Origin of the sequence: Acinetobacter sp. T_3_1 (genome assembly GCF_025377055.1) — a bacterium.
GTDB classification, from domain to species: Bacteria; Pseudomonadota; Gammaproteobacteria; order Pseudomonadales; family Moraxellaceae; genus Acinetobacter; species Acinetobacter kookii.
On record NZ_JACHVD010000003.1, the window covers coordinates 155,652 to 178,128 of the forward strand.

The window sequence follows — 22,477 nt, forward strand, 5'->3', positions numbered from 1 at the left end:
ATTAAGAGATGAGCCATCTTGCTGAAGCAACAAGTATTCGACATACCACCTTTAAAAACAGAATTATCAAAGCCGCGATGAGTGAAGCCTTGGCAAATGACGCAGGTCAGCCGAGCCAGTTGCATTTTAATCTGTATGAAGCCTGGGCCAAGGGTGGCTTGGGCTGTGCGATTACCGGCAATGTCATGGTGGATGTTCGCGCCAAAAATGAACCGGGCGTGGTAGTGATTGAGTCAGAACGCGATTTGGCCAAGCTACAGCAATGGGCAGCGCTCGGCAAGAAATATGGCATGGTGCAGCTGGTGCAATTGTCCCATCCCGGCCGTCAGTGTCCCAAAGGTTTAAACAGGGAAACTGTTGCGCCTTCGGCTGTGCCTTTTTCTCCGATGCTGGCAACCACCTTTGGTACGCCGCGTGAATTACGTGAAGACGAAATTTTTGACATTATCCAGCGTTTTGCTACTTCTGCACAAATCTGCGAAAAAGCCGGCTTTGAAGGCATACAGCTGCATGGTGCGCATGGTTATCTGATCAGTCAGTTCTTATCACCATTGACCAACAAACGTCAGGACCAATGGGGCGGTCCGATTGAAAACCGGATGCGCTTCCTGCTGGAAATTTATAAGGCTGTCCGTGCTGCAACTTCGGATCAATTTATCATTTCGGTGAAACTGAACTCGGCTGATTTCCAGCGTGGCGGCATTAGCGAAGAAGAAGTGGTTGCGGTGTTTAAAGCCATAGATGCCGCAGGAATCGACTTGATTGAAGTTTCAGGTGGAACCTATGAAGCTCCGGCCATGGCAGGTGCCAAGGCAGAAAAACGCAAAGCCAGTACCATTGCCCGCGAAGCCTATTTCCTCGATTTTGCCGAGAAAATTCGTAAAGAAGTGAAGTGTCATTTAATGGTGACCGGTGGCTTCCGTACCGTAGAGGGGATGAATGCGGCACTCGACAGTGGTGCCTGCGATTTTATTGGCATTGCCCGTCCATTGGCGGTAGAAACGGATTTAACCGATCGCCTGATTGCGGGGCAGGATGTACGTTATGCGGTACATAAAATTAAAACCGGCGTTCCCATGGTCGACAAAATGGCAATTATGGAAATCATCTGGTATGCCGCACAGTTTAAAGATATTGCGCGGGGCAAGCGTCCGAATCCAAAACTGTCACCGCTGAAAGTATTTTTGAAATATGCCAAAAACAATATTACCGCAATCATTAAAGGGCAGATTAATTCGCGCCGTAGTGCTTAACGGGATGAGCCTGCCTTAGGCCAGGAAGATTTAAACTGTGCGGCAGACCATCGTCTTTTTTCCGTGCATGCTGAAAGGCAGGTCTGCTCTATTTTTATGATTTTTTTGGCTGTGCAGTAAAGATCAGGCGATGCAGGAATTCAATCCGTTTAAAAACAAAAAAGCCTGATTCATCATGATCAGGCTTTTTGCTGAGATATTGCTATCTCGAATATGGCGACCCTACGGGGATTCGAACCCCGGTTACCGCCGTGAAAGGGCGATGTCCTAGGCCTCTAGACGATAGGGTCATCTAAGAATTGGCGTCCCTACGGGGATTCGAACCCCGGTTACCGCCGTGAAAGGGCGATGTCCTAGGCCTCTAGACGATAGGGACGTTTCAGAGGTGGGCGTATAATAGGGTGGATAGGACACCCTGTCAAACCTTTTTCTAGGATAATTTTTAAAAACGGATTCAACTGAATAAAAATAAAACAAATGCGTGAAATGTGTTTTGAAAAGCACTATTTTTCTGCGGTTAAACCCTCAATGATGCTGTTGATCACCGCTGGATGCTGTAAGTAACCGCTAATGCTGTGAGGATTATAAAAAGATGTGGTAATGGCCTGGTTAATGATGGGTGGCTGAAAATTGAAAGGGGCTTCGGATAAAGGGAAAGCAGTCAAAAAATCATCAGGTGAATAAAAATTAAACCAGTCGCCCTGCAGTTGCGGTGGTCTGGAAATAGGGGTGACGAGTTTTTCCTGAATGACTCTAAAAGCCAGGGGAGAGCCTAAGGTAATAAAGCGCTGTATTCTAAAATGCGGATATTGATGCAGCAGGTTGTAGGTAATGACCGAACCGAGGGAATGCGCCACCATAATATGATCTAGCTCGGGATGAAGATAAGACATGATCCGGTGATGGACTTCATGCATGAAATCCGGGTTAGATAAATATAAATAGGTTTCAATCAGGAATTTATGGATAAAAGTTTCATGCAGCTTGGGATAATGATTCAGGAATAATGCCAGTTCCTTAAAGGCATGATCTCTGGTGAGTGCGCTCATGAGGGCTAATCGCTGAGTGAATGACTTGGTACATTCGGCGTTTACACTCGGTAATCTACTCGCACAGGGATGATGTTCCGGGACAAGGGTAGTGTTATGCCTTAAATGAAAGGGAAGATGCAAATGCGGAATAGACTTGGGTAAAAAAGTCTCCAGATCGAGGCTGTTATATAAATGATGTTTACTGAGCAAATCTCCATAAAAGGGGAAGCGTATTTCCAGGGCATTAAGATCGATATTTTGCTGAGAATTACGCAAACCGGTCTGAAAAGCGGATAGCCAACGCTGTTTTAATGAGGGTTGATCATAATTTTGTTGATTCATGCCGTGAATAAAAATGATTTTCATACATGGTCAGAGCTTTATAGAAGGGGATATCTTTATGAAGCTTAAAAAAAAGAGCGGTACTTGACCACTCCTTTTCTGTGTTAGTTTTGCTTTCGATAGAAAACATAATAACTGAGATAACAACCCGCAATAAAAAGCAGACAGCCAATAAAGCCGGCCAGCATTTCCGGATCTGCTGCCATACTGATACAGGTAATAAAACAGAACACAAAACCTAGAATCGGTACAATTGGGAACAGCGGTGCGGCAAAGCCCAGCTCTTCCACGCTATGGCCGGCCTTATACCACTGGCGACGGAAATTGAACTGGCTTAAGCAAATGCTCATCCAGACCACCACCATGGTAAATGCAGCCACACCCAGCAGGTTCTTGAAGATGGTTTCCGGTGCAAACTGCTCTGACAGTAATCCCGGAATCGCACCAAACATGGTGACAATAATCGCCACAAAAGGAATGCCACGGTGGTTCACTTTAGAGAACACGGCAGGTAACTGTTTTTTGTCAGATAAAGACCACATCATGCGGGAAGCGGCATATAAACCCGAGTTGGCTGCCGATAACAGCGCGGTGATAATCACAAAGCGGATGATATCTTCCGCGTGTGGAATACCGATATAAGTAAATACTGTGACAAACGGACTGCTACTGACGCCTTCAGCACCCAAGCCTGCCATCTGATGCGGCAACAGTGCGCTAATCACCACAATTGTGCCGACAAAGAAAATCAGCAGTCGCCAGATTGCAGCATTGATGGCTTTGGGTACGTTCTTAGCCGGGTCCTGGGTTTCACCTGCGGCAACGCCAATCAGTTCGGTGCCAGAGAAAGCGAAGTTGACAATCAGCATGGTGGCGAAAATTGGAAATAAGCCTTGAGGAAACCAGCCCTGAGCCGTAAGGTTGCTAAATAAAGGCGTAGAAGTGTTCCCCTGAAACGAAAGCACACCAAAAATTGCCAACAAGCCGAGAATAATAAAGCTAATCACGGTCACGACTTTGACCAGAGAAAGCCAGAATTCAGATTCGGCAAACAGTTTGGTTGAACTCATATTGAGTCCAAAAACAATGGCTGCAAAAACGATGGTCCAGATCCAGACTGAAATTTGCGGAAACCATTCCTGCATCAGCAAGGCTGCGGCGGTAAATTCGGTTCCCAAGGTGGCAGTCCAGGTCAGCCAGTACAACCAGGTAATCATATAACCGGTACCAGGACCAATATATCTGCGTGCATAGGTACCAAAAGAACCTGATTCGGGCATGTGCACCGCAAGTTCGCCCAGACAAAGCATGACTGCATAAGCGATTAAACCGCCTAATACATAGGAGATGATGGCACCTACAGGCCCCGTTTGTGCAATGACTTCACCCGAACCTAAAAATAACCCCGTGCCGATTGCGCCGCCTAGCGAAATCATGACCAGGTGTCGAGTACTCATAGCGCGTTTTAAAGGCGCAGAATTGCCCTGATGCATAGCATCATTCGGAGTATGAGATGACTGCATAAGAGAAAAAGAAAAAGAAAAATGAAGCGAACTATTGTAGTGAAAAACTACGAATCTGCAATGTAATAATGATAGGTGTTGAAGCTTGAATGATCGTATAGCACGATATATGGCGACCCTACGGGGATTCGAACCCCGGTTACCGCCGTGACAGGGCGATGTCCTAGGCCTCTAGACGATAGGGTCGTTAGGAGGTGATGCGTATATTATGGATTTTTAATAAAGCTGTCAAACCTGTAATTGTGTTATTTTTAAAATATTGAATTAATTGCATAAAAAATGACAAATCTGAAATAAAAAGTGCAGTTTTTTAATCGGGAATTGATCTGTCGCGTTAAAAGCGCATTCATTTTCAGCACGATACAACTTGTATCAATCCACCCTCTAGGGATAGCTTAATGAGATAAAGTGCAGCCATTACTCTTTTTAGCGACGGCTTAGGCTCCTCGGCAGGTGAATACTGCGAAGGTTGGGGAAGATTGGATAAGATAAAAAATAGGCTGAAAGCATTATTTTAATTATGGGTTAGGTGAATGTTAAAGCAACCAGATTCTTCGATGATGAAAATGGGTTGAAGCGGTTTTAAATTAAAAAGACCACATATTAGTGGTCGGGTGTTTGATATTTCTCAGGCTGTTCTTGCGCTGGAGCTTCTGCCGGTGTAATGGATGAATCCTTGGCTGGAGCTTCATCTCTGCTGACGATATATAAATATAAAGCAGAGGGCAGGAGAATGATTAAAACAAGGAAAAATTTTTTCAACATGCGAGCAGGTTCATTAATTGCAATGAGGGAAACTTAGCATGCAAATGGCGATAAAAAAAGGTGTCACAGCATTTAAGCCTAAACTTTAAAAATCAAGCTTGAAAACGAATATTCAGGATGGGCTGATGATTAATTTTAGAAATCATGTTTAGTGATTATCCGCAAGTTATGACGGCTTTTTAAGGGGCTATGGATGTGAATATACGAATCAAGGTTTTAATTTTAAAATGTTTTCGGTAGTGAAAATAAAGGGAAGTTAGTACCAATCTAAAAACTAAAAGTTTAGATGGTTAAATAGAATATAAAAGTATAAAAAATAAAGAAGAGAAAAATAGATGGCGTCCCTACGGGGATTCGAACCCCGGTTACCGCCGTGAAAGGGCGATGTCCTAGGCCTCTAGACGATAGGGACGTTTAGAAGATGGCGGTATCTTATTGATCCGCCACCAAGGTGTCAAGTAGATGGGGAGCGAGTTTGTTCAAAATATAGCAAAACAGTTCTGCAGTCTTTTGAGTGTCATACAAGGCAGAGTGTGCTTCCTTGCCATCGAACTCGATTCCCGCCTGAATGCAGGATTTTGCCAGTACGGTTTGACCAAACATCACGGCACTTAAAGTCACGGTGTCAAACACTGAAAAACTGTGAAAAGGATTTTGATTTTTAGTCCCCGTACGGGCAATGGCCGCTTGTACAAAGCCCAAATCGAAATGTGCGTTATGGCCGACCAAAACTGCATGGGTACAGTTTTGCTGACGGCGAACTTCATTGACCGACTTGAAAATGCGTTTTAATGCACTTTTTTCATCTTCCGCCATGGCAATACGCATTGGGTTGGATGGATCAATACCAATAAATTCCAGGGAACGACGGTCTAAGTTCGCCCCTTCAAAAGGATTAATATGTGCATGGTACGCTTCACCAGGTACAAATTGACCTTCTTCATTATAAATGATGGGGATCGCTGCAATTTCCAGCAAGGCATCGGTCTGTGAGTTAAAACCTGCTGTCTCGACATCGACAACAACAGGTAAAAATCCACGGAAACGCTGACCAATTACTGGTGGGGTTTCATCTGTCACACTTTTCTCCATTGGATGGTCTTACCCGCATACAATGGGATAATCTGTTCGCCATCCAAATAGTCTAAACTTTCCGGAATAACTTGTTCTTCTTTGACCAAAGTAATGGTATTGGTGTTGCGCGGTAGGCCATAGAAATCAGCACCGAAATGGCTGGCAAAACCTTCCAGGCGGTCCAGTCGGCCAACCTGATCAAAAGCCTGAGCATATAATTCAATTGCGGTAGGTGCACTGTAGCAACCGGCACAGCCACAGGCATTTTCTTTGGCATTTTTTGAATGCGGCGCGCTGTCTGTTCCCAGGAAAAACTTGGGATTAGAACTGGTCGCCACTTCAAGCAGGGTTTGCTGATGGCTTTGACGCTTTAAAATTGGCAAACAATAGAAATGCGGTTTAATACCACCCACCAGCATATCGTTACGGTTGAACAGTAAATGCTGTGGGGTAATGGTCGCAGCGACATTGCGGTCTTGTTCAAGTACAAAATGTGCCGCGTCGCTTGTGGTGATGTGTTCTAAAACCAATTTAAGTTTAGGGAATTGTTTTAGAAGCGGTGAAAGCACTTCATCTAAAAAGCGTTTTTCACGGTCAAAAATATCCACATGGTTATGGGTGACTTCACCATGAAGCAACAACGGTACCTGGTGTTCTTCAAGCTGTTCAATCACCGCATAGACTTTACGGATATCACTGACGCCATTGTCTGAATTTGTGGTTGCACCGGCTGGATACAGCTTGATGGCATTCACATGCTCGGATTCTTTAATTTTTTTGACTTCGCTCGGTTGGGTCTGGTCGGTAAAATAAAGCACCATCCGGGGATCAAAAGCGACACCTTCAGGGACATGCGCCATAATGCGTTCACGATAAGCCAGTGCCTCCTCAACTGTTTTAATTGGAGGGACAGTATTGGGCATGCAGATGGCACGAGCAAACTGCTTGGCAAGATCTGGAACTGTGCGTTTTAAAGATAAACCGTCACGTAAGTGAGCATGCCAATCGTCTGGCTGGAGAAGGGTGATTGTATTCAAGGCCATTTCAATCGAAGAAATAAAACAAATGATAATCCATAAAGTGTGAAAATGGTAACGAGAATTACAGACAAATGGTTATATATATATAATTCTAAATAAGAAAAATATGTTATTTTTAGTAACTAGAAGAAATAAGAAATGCTGGGCAATGGAATCCAAGTATAATCTAGCGAAATTACAATATGATAAAGAAAAGATAGAAGAACTGATTACGCGGCAAAGTCAACGCGTAGGACAGGTTTTTCCAAAAAAAATGGAACAGGAATTTTGGTCGAAAAACTTGGAACGTGCCCGTAAGCATGTACAAAAATACCTGTGGGGTGGCGTTTTATCTTATTTTATTTTTATTCTGGTGATTTTACCCAGCGATTACTGGGTAATTGACAAACAGTATCTCAAGCATGATTTTCTGAACTGTAGCTTAGGTTTGGCCAATGGTGCTCTATGCTTGCTGGTCTTATTTTCTTTTTCGCATTTTCCTAAACTGCGTCCCTATTTTGCTCCGGCTTCCATGGTGCTTATGTTTTGGGCCATGGTCTCCATATCCTGGTTAACCTTGACCGTAGAAACCGTCGCCTTGCGACAACAAGGTATGGCTATCCTGTGCATGATTTATATCATGGGTTCCCTTATTACTGGAGTAAAGCCATTTCAGATGCTGATGACCGGGTTTTTAGCAGCCTCAGTAACAGTCATTCTTTTCTTTCTACTTCATGTTGATTTTGATGCCGTGGTGTTGGGGCGTATTCTTTTTGGCAGTTGCGTATTTGGTTATGTGATTAGTCATATGATTTTTGCGCGAGAACGAATGATTTATTTGTTTACTATGCGTGCCCGAATTAGTGAAAAAATGCATCGGATTCATAATTCAGAATTATTGCATTTAAGTCAGCATGATGACCTGACCAAAATCTCGAATCGTCGTACTTTCGATGAAATGATGGACGTATTTTACGAGCAGACCCGTCAAGAACAAAGTGATTTGGCGATCCTGTTTATTGATATTGATTTTTTTAAAAACTATAACGATTTTTATGGGCACCAAAAAGGCGATGATGTGATTTCCTCTATCGCCAAATCAATTAAAAATGCCATTCGGCATATGGATTTCGTAGCGCGCTATGGCGGGGAAGAGTTTGTCGTATTGTTGCCTGAAACGGATGCTCATGGTGCTTATGCCGTAGCCTCAAATATATTTAAGGCCATCGAGCGTTTAGAAATTCCACACGAAAAATCTTTAATCTCCAATTTTATTACCATCAGCTTGGGCATTACTGTTTATCATGGCGAGACCGAGCTAAGTAAAGAGGAGTTGTTGGAAATTGCTGATCAGGCTTTATATCGTGCCAAGCATTTAGGCCGTAACCAGATTTATTATCAATCTATTCGCTCCAATATTTCTGACACTGAATTAATCAAATCATAAACGGGTCAGATAAAAAAACCGCTCTTTCGAGCGGTTTTTTGACCTAAAACAAACTTATTTGTTTTTGTCTTTTAATTGAGGAACAGCTGAACCAGTACCTACAGAAAGTAAGCCTGCACCTGTATAGATACCCAGTTTTGCACGCGTATCCGTGATGTCAAGGTTACGCATGGTCAATTGACCAATACGGTCAGCAGGGCTAAACATAGAATCACCTTTCTCCATGGTTAAACGCTCAGCTTCATAAGTGAGGTTAGGAGATTCAGTGTTCATGATGGTGTAATCGTTACCGCGACGCAGTTCTAAAGTCACCGTACCCGTTACTGCTTTAGCAACCCAACGCTGTGCAGTTTCACGCAGCATCAGTGCTTGAGAATCGAACCAGCGGCCTTGGTACAACAAACGACCTAAACGCAGACCGTTGATGCGGTATTGTTCAATGGTGTCTTCGTTATGAATACCCGTCACCAGACGCTCATAAGCGATATGAAGCAGAGCCATACCCGGCGCTTCGTAAATACCGCGAGATTTCGCTTCGATGATACGGTTTTCGATCTGATCCGACATACCTAGACCGTGACGACCACCGATACGGTTCGCTTCAAGAATGAACTCAACCGGATCTTCAATGCGTTGACCGTTGATTGCAACCGGGAAACCTTCTTCGAAAGTAATGGATACTTCTTCAGGCTTGATTTCAACGTCATCTTTCCAGAACGCAACGCCCATGATTGGGTCAACGATTTTAATACCGGCATTCAGGTATTCAAGATCTTTCGCTTCGTGCGTTGCACCCAGCATGTTTGAGTCGGTTGAGTAGGCTTTTTCTTTTGACATTTTATAGTCAAAGCCGTTGTCGATCAGGAATTGTGACATTTCCGCACGACCACCAAGCTCATCAATAAAAGTCTGGTCTAACCAAGGTTTGTAAATTTTAAGCGCTGGATTGGTCAACAAGCCATAACGGTAGAAACGTTCAATGTCGTTACCTTTATAAGTTGAACCGTCACCCCAGATGTTGACGTCATCTTCTTTCATTGCGGTAACAAGCATGGTGCCGGTTACTGCGCGACCCAATGGCGTAGTATTGAAATAAGGAACACCACCAGTGCTGATATGGAAAGCGCCACATTGAATAGCAGCAATACCTTCTAATGCAAGTTGTAAGCGGCAATCAACTAAGCGAGCTTTTACTGCGCCATACGCTTCCGCTTTTTTCGGAATCGCATCATAGTCGTCTTCATCAGGCTGACCCAGGTTTGCTGTATAAGCATAAGGTTCTGCGCCTTTTTGTTTCATCCACAATAGAGCAGCTGAAGTATCTAGACCACCAGAGAAGGCAATACCAACTTTTTTGCCTACTGGGACATTCTGCAAGATAGTTGCATTATCAGACATTGTTAATCCTAACGATATGAAATAGGCACCGAGAAATTTGGTGGCCCAAGAAAATACACATTTCTTTAATTGTAGCACTATTTTATTTCTAATGGTTTTACAAAAGAAAATCTCGTTGAAAATTTGAAACTGATAGATTCAATATATGTTTATAAGCAAAGATCTGGATTGAATCGTGAAGCAGAGCAGAGCTGTGGCTTAAAACCGGCGTTATACAGGGTTTAAAAGCGAGGCCCATACAATTTTGAGCGGCACATTCAAAGTTTGATCGCCTGCAACATGTCCGCGCATTTTATTTCCTGTCAGCATGGTTTTCTGTCGCACCTGTTATCTGTCTCTAATTATCTAGGAGACTAATGATCAGGATCTACGCTTGCTGTAAATAGTGCTTTGCTTTGAGCAAGCATCGTTCAAATACCCCCTATTATCGACTAAAGTATTAGATGGTTGTCCCGGATTTTTTAATTTTCCAAAAAAATAATAAAAATTAAATAATTAAAAATATCGGATTGAATTTTAACCAGTGTGGTCTGTGCTGATTTTGAATATTTTATACATTATATTGGTATGACCAATTTTAAATAAATAAATTGGATGTTGATCTTTAATTGGTTAAAAAGTAGCATATTTAAAGTTTATAGATATATTTTTTTAATTAAATGGTTATTGGTCATACCAATTTAAGTATTCATTGGTAGTTGATCAGACCATTTTGTATTCTGGAAAAGCATTTCAAGGAGAGGACAATGCTTCAACAATGGCAACAGATTTACGATCCTATGGGCAATATCTGGCTCTCCAGTTTGATTGCCCTGATTCCCATCATTTTCTTCTTTTTAGCACTTGCGGTATTCCGCATGAAAGGTAGCGTAGCGGGAACAATTACCGTGATCCTTGCGCTGCTGGTTTCCTTATTTTCCTATCAGATGCCGGCCGTGATGGCTTTTGCATCGATGATTTACGGTTTTTTCTATGGTTTGTGGCCAATTGCCTGGATCATTATCGGCGCCGTATTTCTGTATAAAATTTCGGTTAAAACAGGGCAGTTCGATATTATTCGTTCCTCCATTCTGTCGATTACCGAAGATCAGCGCTTACAGATGCTCTTTGTAGGTTTTGCCTTTGGTACTTTCCTTGAAGGTGCAGCAGGTTTTGGTGCTCCGGTTGCCATTACCGCTGCATTGCTGGTGGGATTAGGCTTTAAACCCTTATATGCAGCGGGCTTATGCCTGATTGTCAATACTGCACCGGTTGCCTTCGGCGCAATGGGGATTCCCATTATTGTGGCCGGGCAGGTTTCCGGGGTGGATACCATGGAAATCAGCCAGATGGTAGGACGTCAGTTGCCGTTTATGGTGCCGATTGTTCTATTCTGGATTATGGCGATTATGGATGGCTGGCGCGGTGTGAAAGAAACCTGGCCAGCGGTGATTGTGGGTGGTGGATCGTTCGCGCTTGCACAATATCTCACCTCTAACTTTGTAGGTCCTGAACTGCCAGACATTACCGCTGCAATTGCTTCACTGGTTTCTTTAACAATTTTGCTTAAATTCTGGCAGCCAAAACACATTTTCCGTTTTGCAGACCAGGACGCAAATGTGGATGAATCCGCTGCTCAACAGCTCGCAGCTCAAAAACAGCAGAAATATAGCATTGCCCAAATTGCCAAGGCATGGTCGCCATTTGCCATTTTAACCGCAATGGTCACCATCTGGAGTATCAAGCCCTTTAAGGATTTATTTGCCAAAGATGGCGCGCTGCATGATCTGGTGATTTCGATCAAGGTGCCGTATTTGCATCAGCTGATCCAGAAGATGCCGCCGGTGGTCCCTGAAATTAAGGACTACGATGCGATTTATAAATTTGACTGGATTTCTGCTACAGGCACAGCCATTTTCATTGCCGCCATCATCACCATCATTTTCCTGAAAATGAAGCCTAAAGCAGCAGTCATCACTTTTGGCGAAACCATCAATGAATTGAAAGTTCCTATTTATTCCATTGGTATGGTGCTGGCTTTTGCCTTTATTGCGAACTATTCAGGTATGTCGGCTACCCTGGCTTTGGCGTTGGCACATACCGGTCAGGCATTTACCTTCTTCTCGCCATTTCTGGGTTGGTTAGGCGTGTTCCTGACCGGTTCGGACACATCTGCCAATGCGCTTTTCTCGGCACTTCAGGCGACCACGGCACAACAGATTGGCGTGCCAGAAGTACTGCTGGTTGCGGCCAATACCAGTGGCGGGGTGACCGGGAAAATGATTTCACCTCAATCGATTGCCATTGCCTGTGCGGCTGTAGGTCTGGTGGGTAAAGAATCTGATTTGTTCCGCTTTACCGTGAAACACAGTATCTCCTTTACAGTGATGATTGGTATTATCATTACTTTACAAGCCTATGTGTTCCCATGGATGATTCCATAAACTGGAATTGATGCAAGAGTAGAGAAATGCAGATGAAAGTTTCCGACCAAGCCGTACAGCAGCTCCGTATGTTGATTGAACAGAGCAATATGCAGGTTGGAGACCGTTTGCCTGCAGAACGTAAATTATGTGAACAGCTCGGGGTGTCGCGTTCATCGCTGCGTGAAGCCATTCAGCATCTGGCCAGTACGGGCATGTTACTGAGCAAGGCTGGGTCTGGCACCTTTTTGCAGCTGCTGCCGAGTGCATGGACCAATCATCAAATTGTAGAACCTTTAAGCAATCTGATCGATCAGGACCCGGCTTACCGGTTTGATGTACAGGAAGCCCGTAGCGTTTTGGAGGGCGGAACGGCCTGGTATGCCGCTCAGCGTGCAACAGCAGCAGACCTGGAAAATATTCGCCGCTGTTACGATCGGATTGCCCATTATCAATCTATTGGGGATGATGATCAGGCGTCTAAAGCGGATGCCGAGTTCCATTTAGCCATTGCCGAAGCCTCACATAATTTAGTGTTAATACAGATGATGCGCAGCCTGTTTGACCTGTTGAAATACAACGTGGTTTTGGGCCGACGCAAAGTCTATAGCGAATCGCACCGTTTTGATCAATTGCATGATCAGCACTTTCAGGTGATGGATGCAATTGAACGTCGTGATCCTGATGCTGCACGCAGTGCAGTCTGTGGACACATTGAGTTTGTAGTACAACAGGTACGCTTGATTGATGAAGAAGAAGCTCGTCGCCAGCGTGCCAGTAGATTAAACAGGATATAAGCATGATTATTTCTTCTGCGAATGATTATCGTGAAGCTGCGAAACGCCGGTTGCCCCCTTTTCTTTTTCACTATATTGATGGTGGCGCATACGCGGAATATACACTAAAGCGTAATGTGGAAGATTTATCAAAAATTGCGTTGAGACAACGTGTACTGAATGACATGTCGCAGTTAAGTTTGGAAACCAAACTGTTTGATGAAACCTTGTCGATGCCGGTGGCATTGTCGCCAGTCGGTTTAACCGGTATGTATGCACGTCGCGGGGAAGTTCAGGCGGCAGTGGCGGCAGATAAAAAAGGCATTCCTTTTACGCTATCGACCGTGTCAGTCTGTCCGATTGAAGAAGTGGCGCCAGCAATTCAGCGTCCAATGTGGTTCCAGTTGTATGTACTGCGTGACCGCGGCTTTATGAAAAATGCCCTGGAACGTGCCAAAGCGGCAGGTTGTTCTACCTTGGTATTTACAGTAGATATGCCTGTGCCGGGCGCGCGTTACCGTGATGCCCACTCGGGTATGAGCGGGCCAAATGCGGCAATGCGCCGTTATATGCAATCCTGTTTCCATCCGCATTGGGCCTGGAATGTGGGCTTGATGGGCCGTCCGCATGATCTGGGCAATATTTCCAAATACTTGGGCAAACCAACGGGTCTTGAGGATTATATTGGCTGGTTAGGCTCTAATTTTGATCCCTCTATTTCATGGAAGGATCTGGAGTGGATTCGTGAGTTCTGGGATGGTCCAATGGTGATCAAGGGTATTTTAGATCCTGAAGATGCCAAGGATGCAGTACGTTTCGGTGCAGATGGTATTGTGGTGTCGAATCACGGTGGCCGTCAGCTGGATGGAGTCTTGTCTTCCGCGCGTGCGCTTCCACCGATTGCCGATGCAGTTAAAGGCGACATCAAAATTCTAGCCGATTCTGGTATCCGTAATGGTCTGGATGTGGTGCGTATGCTGGCTTTAGGTGCCGATACCTGTATGTTGGGTCGTGCCTTTGTCTATGCACTGGGCGCTGCCGGTGGTGAGGGTGTTTCCAATCTGCTCGAATTGATTGATAAGGAAATGCGCGTGGCAATGACGCTGACCGGTGCCAAAACCATCGCCGATATTACTTCGGATTGTTTGGTGAAGTTGGAGAAAGAGTTGGCTTAAATAATAATTTTGAATATTAAATTTAGTCAAAGCTTGAATTTGATACGCGTAAACGTCATCCGCAACTGTTTGAGGCAGGACTTTATACTTAACATCATGTTTCTGCGATGAAAATAAAGATTTGACGGAATATGACGAGTTTTGCGGATGACAATGGTTTTGCCTACTTTTCCCGAAAGAAAAGTAGGTCGAACCGAAGGTTAATTCCTGAATATAAATAATATTGGAAAGACTCCGCAGTAATGAATACCGTGTTGATTAAGCGCGACAATTCATCAATAGGATATGACAAATGCCATCCAATTTAGATGCACAGCAAACCATTCAAAAACTCATCCACATTGTCGGCAAGCAACATGTATTAACAGATGACAATGACACACGATTATACCGTCAAGGTCGTCGTTACGGTTCCGGTCAAGTGCTGGCTGTAGTTGTCCCGGGTTCATTGCTGGAACAGTGGCAAGTCTTGCAGGCTGCGGTGGATGCGGACTGTATTGTGATTATGCAGGCTGCCAATACCGGACTCACCGGTGGTTCAACCCCTTTTGGCGATGATTATGACCGTCCGGTGATTCTGATCAACACTCGACGCTTGGTTGGCATTCAAGTGATTAATGATGCGAAACAAGTAGTTTGTTTGCCCGGTGCAACACTGGACAAACTGGAAAAAGAACTGGCAGTGTTTAATCGCGAGCCGCATTCCGTGATTGGTTCCTCCTGTATCGGTGCATCGGTCTTGGGTGGAGTCTGCAATAACTCCGGTGGTGCACTGGTTCGCCGTGGACCTGCCTATACCGAACTGGCCCTGTATGCCCGAGTAAATGAATCGGGGCAACTGGAACTGGTCAACCATCTGGGCATCCAGCTCGGTTCAACACCAGAAGAAATTTTATCTAATCTGGAAAATCAGCAATATCAATTGACGGATATTGAAAATGATCAGCACTGCTGTGCTTCGGATCATCGCTATGCCCATGACGTGACTCAGGTCGATGAGAACACGCCGGCGCGTTTTAATGCCGATCCATCGCGCTTGTATGAAGCATCCGGTTCGGCAGGAAAAGTCTGCGTGTTTGCGGTACGTTTGGATACATTTGAAAAAATTCCCAGTCAGGTGTTTTATGTCGGCACCAATACCCAGCAAGATTTAACCGCAATCCGCCGTTTTCTACTTACCGATTTGCCGCGTTTGCCAATTGCAGGCGAATATATTCACCGGGTGGCTTACGATATTGGCGCGGAATATGGCAAAGACACTTTCATGTTCATTGAAAAATTCGGGACCGCCAAAGTGCCGGCGGCTTTTGCCATGAAAGATAAGCTCGATGGCTACCTGGAAAAAATCGGCATGAAAGGGCTGTCTGATAAAGTCCTGCAAATGTTGAGCAAATTTTTACCGTCGCATTTACCGAAACGCATGAATGAGTTCCGAGATTTGTATGAGCATCATCTGGTGCTGCGCATCGAAAATCAGGATGTAGAACAGGTGCAGCAGTTTTTACAGCACTATTTTTCAGCTAACACCACTGGAAATTATTTCCTGTGTACCGAAGAAGAAGGACGCAAAGCCTTTCTACACCGTTTTGCCGTAGCCGGAGCTGCCATTCGTTATCGCGACACCCATCGTTCAGAAGTGGAAGATATTGTTGCGCTGGACATTGCCTTACGCCGTAATGACCGTGAATGGGTAGAAACTTTGCCGAAAGAAATGGATGAGCTGATTATTCATAAACTGTATTACGGTCATTTTTTATGTCATGTGTTCCATCAGGACTATATTGTGAAAAAAGGCGTAGATCCTTTGGCAATAGAACATCAGATGTGGAGTTTACTGGATGCACGTGGGGCTGAATATCCCGCAGAACATAATGTCGGGCATTTATATGTGGCCAAGCCTGCGCTCAAAAAGCATTATCAAAAACTGGACCCGACCAATAGCTTTAATGTAGGAATTGGTCATACTTCAAAATTGAAATACTGGAATCAAGAAACAAATTAAAAAACTGAATTATAATAAAAAATAACGGGTTCTATCTCAGGCGCAGTGCTTAGACTGCGCTTTTTTTATGAAAAATTGACTGTTTCGTCAGACAATGTGTAAAACAAGTCATAAACAAAAGAATAAAAATAGGTAAAGTAATATGCAACAAGTTGCAAAGCCAATATATAAAGGATCCATCATGACAACTCGCTATGCAAATATATTAAAACCGCTGCATTTGGGCTTTACGACCATTAAAAACCGTGTCGTGATGGGTTCCATGCATACCGGTCTGGAAGACCGTTTTTATAATTATCCTAAATTGGCCGCATATTTTGGCGAACGGGCAAAAGGTGGCGTAGGGCTGATTATTACCGGGGGAATTTCACCGAACCGTCAGGGCTGGTTGCTTCCGGCGGGCGGTACCATGAATAATTTGGCAGATGTGGCACCGCATCGTTTGGTGACGCATGCCGTACATAAGCATGGTGCAAAAATCTTGATGCAGATTTTGCATTCGGGCCGTTATGGCTATCAGCCTTTTGTGGTTTCTGCCAGCCCGATTAAATCTCCAATTTCACCGTTTAAACCGCGTCAAATGAGTGAAAAGCAGATTTTAGAGACCATCGAAGATTATGCACACACGGCCAGCATTGCCAAAAAAGCCGGCTATGATGGTGTGGAAATTATGGGGTCTGAAGGCTATTTGCTGAATCAGTTTTTAAGCCGTCATGTCAATCAGCGTACCGACCGCTGGGGTGGCGACATTGAAAACCGCATGCGTTTTGCCATAGAGATTGTCAAAGCTATTCGTGAAAAAGTCGGTGAAAAATTTATTATCTGTTTCCGTTTGTCCATGCTCGATTTAGTACATGATGGCAACACCATGCAGGAAGTGATTACGGTGGCACAGGCTTTGGAAAAAGCCGGAGTCACCTTGCTGAATACCGGGATTGGCTGGCATGAAGCCCGTATTCCGACCATTGTCACTTCAGTGCCACGTGCAGCGTTTGCCGATTATACAGCTGAAGTGAAAAAGCATGTGGCGATTCCTGTGATTGCCTCCAACCGGATTAACATGCCTGAAACGGCCGAAGAAATTTTGGCGGCTGGAAAAGCAGATATGGTGCAGATGGCACGACCATTGTTGGCAGATGCCTTCTGGGTCAGTAAAACTGCCACCAATCGGGTAGATGAAATTAATACCTGTATTGCCTGTAACCAGGCTTGCCTAGACCACACCTTTAAAAATAAGCGTGCAACCTGTCTGGTCAATCCACGCGCGGCTTATGAAACAGAACTGGTGTATGTAAAAACCAAAGCACCGAAAAAAATCGCTGTGGTGGGCGGGGGTGTGGCAGGCATGTCGGCTGCAACAGTGGCTGCCAGTCGTGGTCATAAAGTTACTTTATTTGAAGCAAGCCATGAAGTAGGCGGGCAGTTCAATCTGGCCAAAGTGGTACCGGGTAAAGAAGAATTCCATGAAACCATCCGTTATTTTAAAGTCCAGATTGAAAGAACTGGGGTAGAACTGCGCTTAAATACCAGAGTCAACCGTGAACAGCTGGAGCGTGAAGGTTTTGATGAAGTTGTCGTGGCAACGGGAGTGATTCCTCGTGCTTTAGATATTGATGGCAGTCAGGCACCGCAAGTGTTGTCTTATGCAGAAGTATTGCGTGGTGCTGCTGTGGGCAATCGGGTGGCGGTGATTGGTGCCGGTGGTATTGGTTTTGATGTATCCGAGTTTTTATTAAAGCCTGAACATCAGCCACAGCCGCAACCCTTGGCGGACTGGCAGCGGGAGTGGGGCATTGACCCTAATCCGAATTATATTTCTGAAGGTGGCCTGCAAGCTGCTGAAGTGGCTCATCCGGTACGTGAAATTTATCTCTTGCAACGCAAAACGACACCGCTGGGGATTGGATTAGGCAAGACCACAGGTTGGGTACATCGTGCACAATTGAAAAAGCATGCAGTAAAAATGCTGCGCGGAGTGCAATATCAATCCATTACAGATGAAGGCTTATGGATTAAAACCAATGGCTATGACCAGCTGTTACGTGTAGATACCGTGGTGGTGTGTGCAGGGCAGGAGTCAGTGAAGGATATTATGCCAACTGAAGATGAATTTACCCTGGCAAATTACCACATTATTGGCGGTGCCAAACTGGCGGCAGAACTTGACGCAAAGCGTGCAATTCGTGAAGGTGCTGAATTGGCAGCCAAATTATAATTTTTTAAGTTTATTTGGTGAAACAATATTCATTTGAATAGTTTGGTTGTAATTTTTACTTGTCAGTTTTTAAAAACATCCGTATGATGGCGCACATGGAAGCGTGGCAGAGCGGTTTAATGCACCGGTCTTGAAAACCGACGAGGGTGTGAGTCCTCCGTGAGTTCGAATCTCACCGCTTCCGCCAAATTCAAAAGTCCCTGTGAAAACAGGGGCTTTTTTAATGTCTATAGTTTTTGCCCAACCTGAAAAATAGACTTAAACAGGAAAAGCATCAGACTCTTCCGGAAATCAGCCAGTAAAAATTGCCATCCTCAAGGATAAAACGTCTTTCAGGAAAAAATCCCTGATTTAGATGTCGGAGTCAGGTATATACAATAAAACCGGTGCTGAACTTAAGATACGAAGCCAAGAAATCAGTAAAGATGGATATCTGATGAGGGATGAATTTTTAAGTAAAGCAGTTCGATTCACGTTATGGTTAAGTTTATAATTTTTAATAAAATATTCTATTGGGGTGGGTAAATCAGAGAAAAAACTGTTATTCCAACTCAACTATATTTTTCCACTTTCACCAAAACCAAAGCAATTCGTTCTATATGCTGATAGGCCGGTTGCTCCAACTCTTCACCAAAAACATCGGGATCAATTTCCTCATAACACCACTGCATATTCGGTTGAGGCACTATCAACTTTTCTAAGTGTTCTAAAAAAGGATTGCCATCTGCTCTTATAGCAACCCCGGTATATAAAAATAAACAGCCTTGGGGATTTAGTCGTTGAATGCCTTCTTTTACAATATTGAAGGCGAGTTCATTACCATCCAGTTGATCACCACCATGTCGATATTGGCGCTGATCTGCATCCATTAAATAAGGGGGATTGGCAAAAATAAAATCGAATTGGCCATCTAAATGGGCAAATAAATTACTGGAAACGGGATAAATATGGTTTAAACCAGCAAAGCTTGCATTGATCTGGCTATAAAATAAGGCCTTAGGGTTCAGATCCGCCACGATCATTTCTTTAAATTCCGGAGAGAACTTGGCCAAACTGATGGCAGCTGCAGAAGTGCCACAGCACAATTCCAACCCTCGTTTGAACGCATGGGCATGAGTCGATAAATATTGTTTCAGCTGATAAACAAAGCGATAAGTATCCGGGCCAAAAAAAACCGAGTCAGCGGCCAGGGTAGGAAAACTGGAATGAATAAATAATTCATCATCTAGCGATGATACACGGACATGACTGCGCCACTGATGCTCATGGAAATGAATAAGTTGATGTTTTTTCAGCACTGCAAAAAGTACAGGCTCAATGTCAGCTTCCGTAAATGCTGAATTCCAGCCGAATATATCCCTAAGTGTAATGGCTTTGTTCTGGGTATTGCTGTTTCGGCTTAAAATACGTTGATGGGAAAGTGGGGTAATGGCGGTAAACTGGTAGTCTCGCTGTTTTAAAAAATCTAATAAAAAAAGCAAAGCTTGTTGCTGGCTTGTTTGAATATCTAAAATCTGGTTCATATGGATTTTCTCTTCTCATAATGAATTTATGTCTTATGTTCAGGGTGTTTCCATGCATGCGTAAAATTAAAAATAAGACAAATTGATATTCACCTAAAAAAGCCTCGATTTAGGTAAAAATGTGATGAGGATTGGTGTGATTTATATATTTTTATTATCGGGATATATAGAAATTACCCTAAATTTTGAATGGCTAAATTATTAAAATTATTGATATTTAAGTATTTTAAAGAGGGTGAGATGACCATTTTACAATGATCATCTCAGGCTAAGTTTGATAAGCGGATAAATCGCGTTTTAATGCTTCACTTCAGGCAAATCAAACCAGATCACTTGTGCATCTTGCAAGGCTTCAATCTGGCTTGCCTCTAAAAAGGCAATGGCGCCACCAGCTTCTACAGTATGTTCTGCAATTTTGATTGCACCTGAAATCACATGCACATAATTGATATGTTGAGTCGCCTCAATAGGCAAACTTTGACCTTGCTGAATCACCGCAGTTTTAACTTCGGCTTGCTGACGAATATGCATCGGTGCATTTTCGTTGGGGCCAACAATCAAATGCCATTGATTCGGCTGTTCACGCGGGTCACATTTGATTTGTTGATAGCTTGGCTCTGCATTGCGTTCATTTGGAATAATCCAGATCTGCAATAAATGAACAGGCTCATCACCCTGGTTAATTTCACTGTGTTGAACACCTGTTCCGGCGCTCATCAGCTGCCATTCACCGGCAGAAATTCCACCTTCATTTCCCATGCTGTCTTTATGAGAAATCGTTCCCTTAAGCACACAGGTCAAAATTTCCATATTGTCATGAGGATGGGTACCAAAACCGTTATGCGCTGCAATCAGGTCATCATTAATCACGCGCAGGGCACTCACACCCATGAGTTTTGGATTGTACCAGCTGCCAAACGAGAAACTGTGTTTAGATTCAAGCCAGCCCATTTTGACATGACCACGGTTGTCACTTGGATGTAAAAAAGCATTCATCATGATGCTCCTATCATTATTTTTAAACATGGGCTTATTTTAATGGTTTGAAAATGACATAGAAATTATAAAATGGCAACAAATCATTCTATTTTTGAAACGATGCTTGTTGAAGATGGCTTTACTGTTCAGGCAGCAGGTTATAAAAAAGCCTGCAACGGATGCAGGCTTTTCTTGATGCAGCGTACAGGAATTATTCCAGGAATTTAACCGTTACACCTGATTTGACTTTCTTGCCCAAGTCATTGGCATCCCAGTTGGTCAAGCGGATACAACCATGCGATGCGGTTTTGGAAATGGCTGACGGGTTTGGCGTACCGTGAATACCAAAGGATTTTTTGCTTAAACCAATCCAGATATTTCCTACAGGGCCATTCGGACCAGGCGGTAAAGAAAGTGGTTTAGTATTTTTACCTTGAATAAAGTTACTTGGTGAATAGCTGTACCATGGATTTGGCGCTACACCGGTAATTTTATAGGTACCTGTAGGAGATGGGGTATCTGAACTACCAATCGTGGCAGGGAATGATCCAATCATCTGGTTGCGGCTATTAAACAAGTACAGTTGTTTTGCACCTTTATGCGCAACGATTAGATGAATATCTTCCGGAACTTCATTGCGGATATTGGCCACAATGATTTTTTCACCAGCCTTTTTGAAAGTGGCTTTAGGATTCAACTTTTTCAAAAAGTCTTCATCCATATGGAATTTTTCACCCAGCATTTCCGTTACGCGTGTGTAATACAGGCCTTTCATTTTGGCTTGCAAGGCATAATCGTGCGGAATGGTTTGTGCATAAGGACCTTTCAGGTCAGCATCGGTAATCGTATATTCAATAAATGCAGGTTTGGAACCTTGGCGAGCAATCAAAGCATTCCAGGTTTCCTGAGTTAAAATACCGGTTGGTTTAATGCCATTGATTTGCTGGAATGAGGCAATGGCTTTAAGGGTATTTTTACCGCTTGCACCATCAATCGCACCCGGAGAAGCATGGGCATTGTTCAGCATTACATGTGCACGTGCATAAACAGGAAATTGACCCTTGCCAATATTGTCATACCATTCAGCGTTATTTAAACCTTCCAAGGTCCAGGACGCTTTCGCAGCAGCAGAAGTGGTACCGGTTGGCGTGCTCAGTGTTTTTGTGGTCGGTGCAGCGCCAATCGCAGCATTCTCATCTTCCGTATTTTGAAGATCTTGCAGGGTTTCTGAAGCCTTGTTCAGGTCATTTTGTTCTTGTGGTGTAATCTGCGTATTCGCAGTGCTGGCCGCACCAGATGCTGTATCGGTTTCAAGTGGATCAATCGGATCTTGAACTGCAATATTGGTCATCTTTTTAGGATTTAATGGTTGTTCAGCAGTAGATGCGGCAAATGCTGTACCTGCAAAAATGCAACTTAAACTCATGGCGAGTAATGTGCGAACGTACATGTAATTCAACCTTAAGAATTATTCATTAACTATGTGACAAAACTACGCAAGTATTGCAGAAAAAATGAGGAGATGCAGTATTTGTTTTGTGTAAAAATTATTTT

The 22,477-nt window shown here is 43.8% G+C and carries 17 protein-coding genes and 5 tRNA genes; 9 read left to right on the forward strand and 13 right to left on the reverse strand.

What is annotated here, in order from left to right:
- Positions 1 to 8: 8 nt before the first annotated feature.
- On the forward strand, positions 9 to 1,253 hold the full coding sequence (locus tag H4I94_RS05615) for an NADH:flavin oxidoreductase/NADH oxidase family protein (protein WP_261182199.1): 1,245 nt from the start codon (positions 9 to 11) through the stop codon (positions 1,251 to 1,253).
- Between the two features lie 214 nt (positions 1,254 to 1,467).
- Here the strand turns inward: H4I94_RS05615 and H4I94_RS05620 are convergent.
- From H4I94_RS05620 to pyrC, 9 genes are all read right to left on the reverse strand, one after another.
- Positions 1,468 to 1,543: transfer RNA gene (locus tag H4I94_RS05620), tRNA-Glu, on the reverse strand.
- A 10-nt stretch (positions 1,544 to 1,553) separates the two neighbouring features.
- Positions 1,554 to 1,629, reverse strand: a tRNA-Glu gene (locus H4I94_RS05625).
- Positions 1,630 to 1,756: 127 nt separating this feature from the next.
- A complete protein-coding gene (locus H4I94_RS05630) occupies positions 1,757 to 2,650 on the reverse strand; it encodes a lysophospholipase (RefSeq protein ID WP_261182200.1) in 894 nt (297 codons plus the stop codon).
- 80 nt (positions 2,651 to 2,730) lie between these two features.
- Complete coding sequence (locus H4I94_RS05635) at positions 2,731 to 4,149, reverse strand: amino acid permease (protein WP_261182203.1); 1,419 nt, start codon at positions 4,147 to 4,149, stop codon at positions 2,731 to 2,733.
- A 110-nt stretch (positions 4,150 to 4,259) separates the two neighbouring features.
- Positions 4,260 to 4,335, reverse strand: a tRNA-Asp gene (locus tag H4I94_RS05640).
- A 417-nt stretch (positions 4,336 to 4,752) separates the two neighbouring features.
- Positions 4,753 to 4,914, reverse strand: a complete 162-nt coding sequence (locus H4I94_RS05645; protein ID WP_165493274.1) for a hypothetical protein — start codon at positions 4,912 to 4,914, stop codon at positions 4,753 to 4,755.
- A gap of 336 nt (positions 4,915 to 5,250) precedes the next feature.
- Positions 5,251 to 5,326: transfer RNA gene (locus H4I94_RS05650), tRNA-Glu, on the reverse strand.
- Between the two features lie 20 nt (positions 5,327 to 5,346).
- Complete coding sequence (gene rnt / locus H4I94_RS05655; protein ID WP_092819913.1) at positions 5,347 to 6,006, reverse strand: ribonuclease T; 660 nt, start codon at positions 6,004 to 6,006, stop codon at positions 5,347 to 5,349.
- Positions 5,991 to 7,025 carry a dihydroorotase gene (gene pyrC, locus H4I94_RS05660; RefSeq protein ID WP_092819995.1) on the reverse strand — a complete coding sequence of 345 codons (1,035 nt, stop codon included), beginning with the start codon at positions 7,023 to 7,025 and terminating at the stop codon, positions 5,991 to 5,993. The genes rnt and pyrC overlap by 16 nt, the downstream gene beginning before the upstream one ends.
- A gap of 151 nt (positions 7,026 to 7,176) precedes the next feature.
- Between pyrC and H4I94_RS05665 the strand changes: the two genes are divergently transcribed.
- Positions 7,177 to 8,454 (forward strand): GGDEF domain-containing protein, encoded by a 1,278-nt coding sequence (locus H4I94_RS05665; protein WP_261182210.1) that lies wholly within the window; start codon positions 7,177 to 7,179, stop codon positions 8,452 to 8,454.
- A 54-nt stretch (positions 8,455 to 8,508) separates the two neighbouring features.
- On the opposite strand, the gene argG is transcribed toward H4I94_RS05665, so the two are convergent.
- Positions 8,509 to 9,852, reverse strand: coding sequence for an argininosuccinate synthase (gene argG / locus H4I94_RS05670; RefSeq protein ID WP_180042724.1), 1,344 nt, complete (start codon positions 9,850 to 9,852; stop codon positions 8,509 to 8,511).
- Between the two features lie 746 nt (positions 9,853 to 10,598).
- Between argG and lldP the strand changes: the two genes are divergently transcribed.
- From lldP to H4I94_RS05700, 6 genes are all read left to right on the forward strand, one after another.
- Positions 10,599 to 12,275 carry an L-lactate permease gene (lldP, locus tag H4I94_RS05675; RefSeq protein ID WP_092819910.1) on the forward strand — a complete coding sequence of 559 codons (1,677 nt, stop codon included), beginning with the start codon at positions 10,599 to 10,601 and terminating at the stop codon, positions 12,273 to 12,275.
- A gap of 32 nt (positions 12,276 to 12,307) precedes the next feature.
- Positions 12,308 to 13,051 (forward strand): transcriptional regulator LldR, encoded by a 744-nt coding sequence (gene lldR / locus H4I94_RS05680; RefSeq protein ID WP_092819994.1) that lies wholly within the window; start codon positions 12,308 to 12,310, stop codon positions 13,049 to 13,051.
- Positions 13,052 to 13,053: 2 nt separating this feature from the next.
- Entirely contained in the window at positions 13,054 to 14,205 is a 1,152-nt protein-coding gene (gene lldD, locus H4I94_RS05685; protein WP_092819909.1) for an FMN-dependent L-lactate dehydrogenase LldD, read from the forward strand.
- 292 nt (positions 14,206 to 14,497) lie between these two features.
- Positions 14,498 to 16,207 (forward strand): D-lactate dehydrogenase, encoded by a 1,710-nt coding sequence (gene dld, locus H4I94_RS05690; RefSeq protein ID WP_261182217.1) that lies wholly within the window; start codon positions 14,498 to 14,500, stop codon positions 16,205 to 16,207.
- Positions 16,208 to 16,388: 181 nt separating this feature from the next.
- Positions 16,389 to 18,422, forward strand: a complete 2,034-nt coding sequence (locus H4I94_RS05695; protein ID WP_261182221.1) for an NADPH-dependent 2,4-dienoyl-CoA reductase — start codon at positions 16,389 to 16,391, stop codon at positions 18,420 to 18,422.
- A 97-nt stretch (positions 18,423 to 18,519) separates the two neighbouring features.
- Positions 18,520 to 18,609, forward strand: a tRNA-Ser gene (locus tag H4I94_RS05700).
- 364 nt (positions 18,610 to 18,973) lie between these two features.
- On the opposite strand, the gene H4I94_RS05705 is transcribed toward H4I94_RS05700, so the two are convergent.
- Both H4I94_RS05705 and H4I94_RS05710 read right to left on the reverse strand, forming a co-directional pair.
- Entirely contained in the window at positions 18,974 to 19,945 is a 972-nt protein-coding gene (locus tag H4I94_RS05705; RefSeq protein WP_261182223.1) for a class I SAM-dependent methyltransferase, read from the reverse strand.
- Positions 19,946 to 20,242: 297 nt separating this feature from the next.
- Positions 20,243 to 20,941, reverse strand: a complete 699-nt coding sequence (locus tag H4I94_RS05710) for a pirin family protein (RefSeq protein ID WP_261182227.1) — start codon at positions 20,939 to 20,941, stop codon at positions 20,243 to 20,245.
- Between the two features lie 72 nt (positions 20,942 to 21,013).
- On the opposite strand from H4I94_RS05710, the gene H4I94_RS05715 reads away from it, so the two are divergent.
- Complete coding sequence (locus H4I94_RS05715; RefSeq protein ID WP_165493273.1) at positions 21,014 to 21,151, forward strand: hypothetical protein; 138 nt, start codon at positions 21,014 to 21,016, stop codon at positions 21,149 to 21,151.
- Here H4I94_RS05715 and H4I94_RS05720 read toward each other — a convergent pair.
- Positions 21,135 to 22,373 carry a L,D-transpeptidase gene (locus H4I94_RS05720; protein ID WP_261182229.1) on the reverse strand — a complete coding sequence of 413 codons (1,239 nt, stop codon included), beginning with the start codon at positions 22,371 to 22,373 and terminating at the stop codon, positions 21,135 to 21,137. The two genes, H4I94_RS05715 and H4I94_RS05720, sit on opposite strands and share 17 nt — an antisense overlap.
- Positions 22,374 to 22,477: the final 104 nt, after the last annotated feature.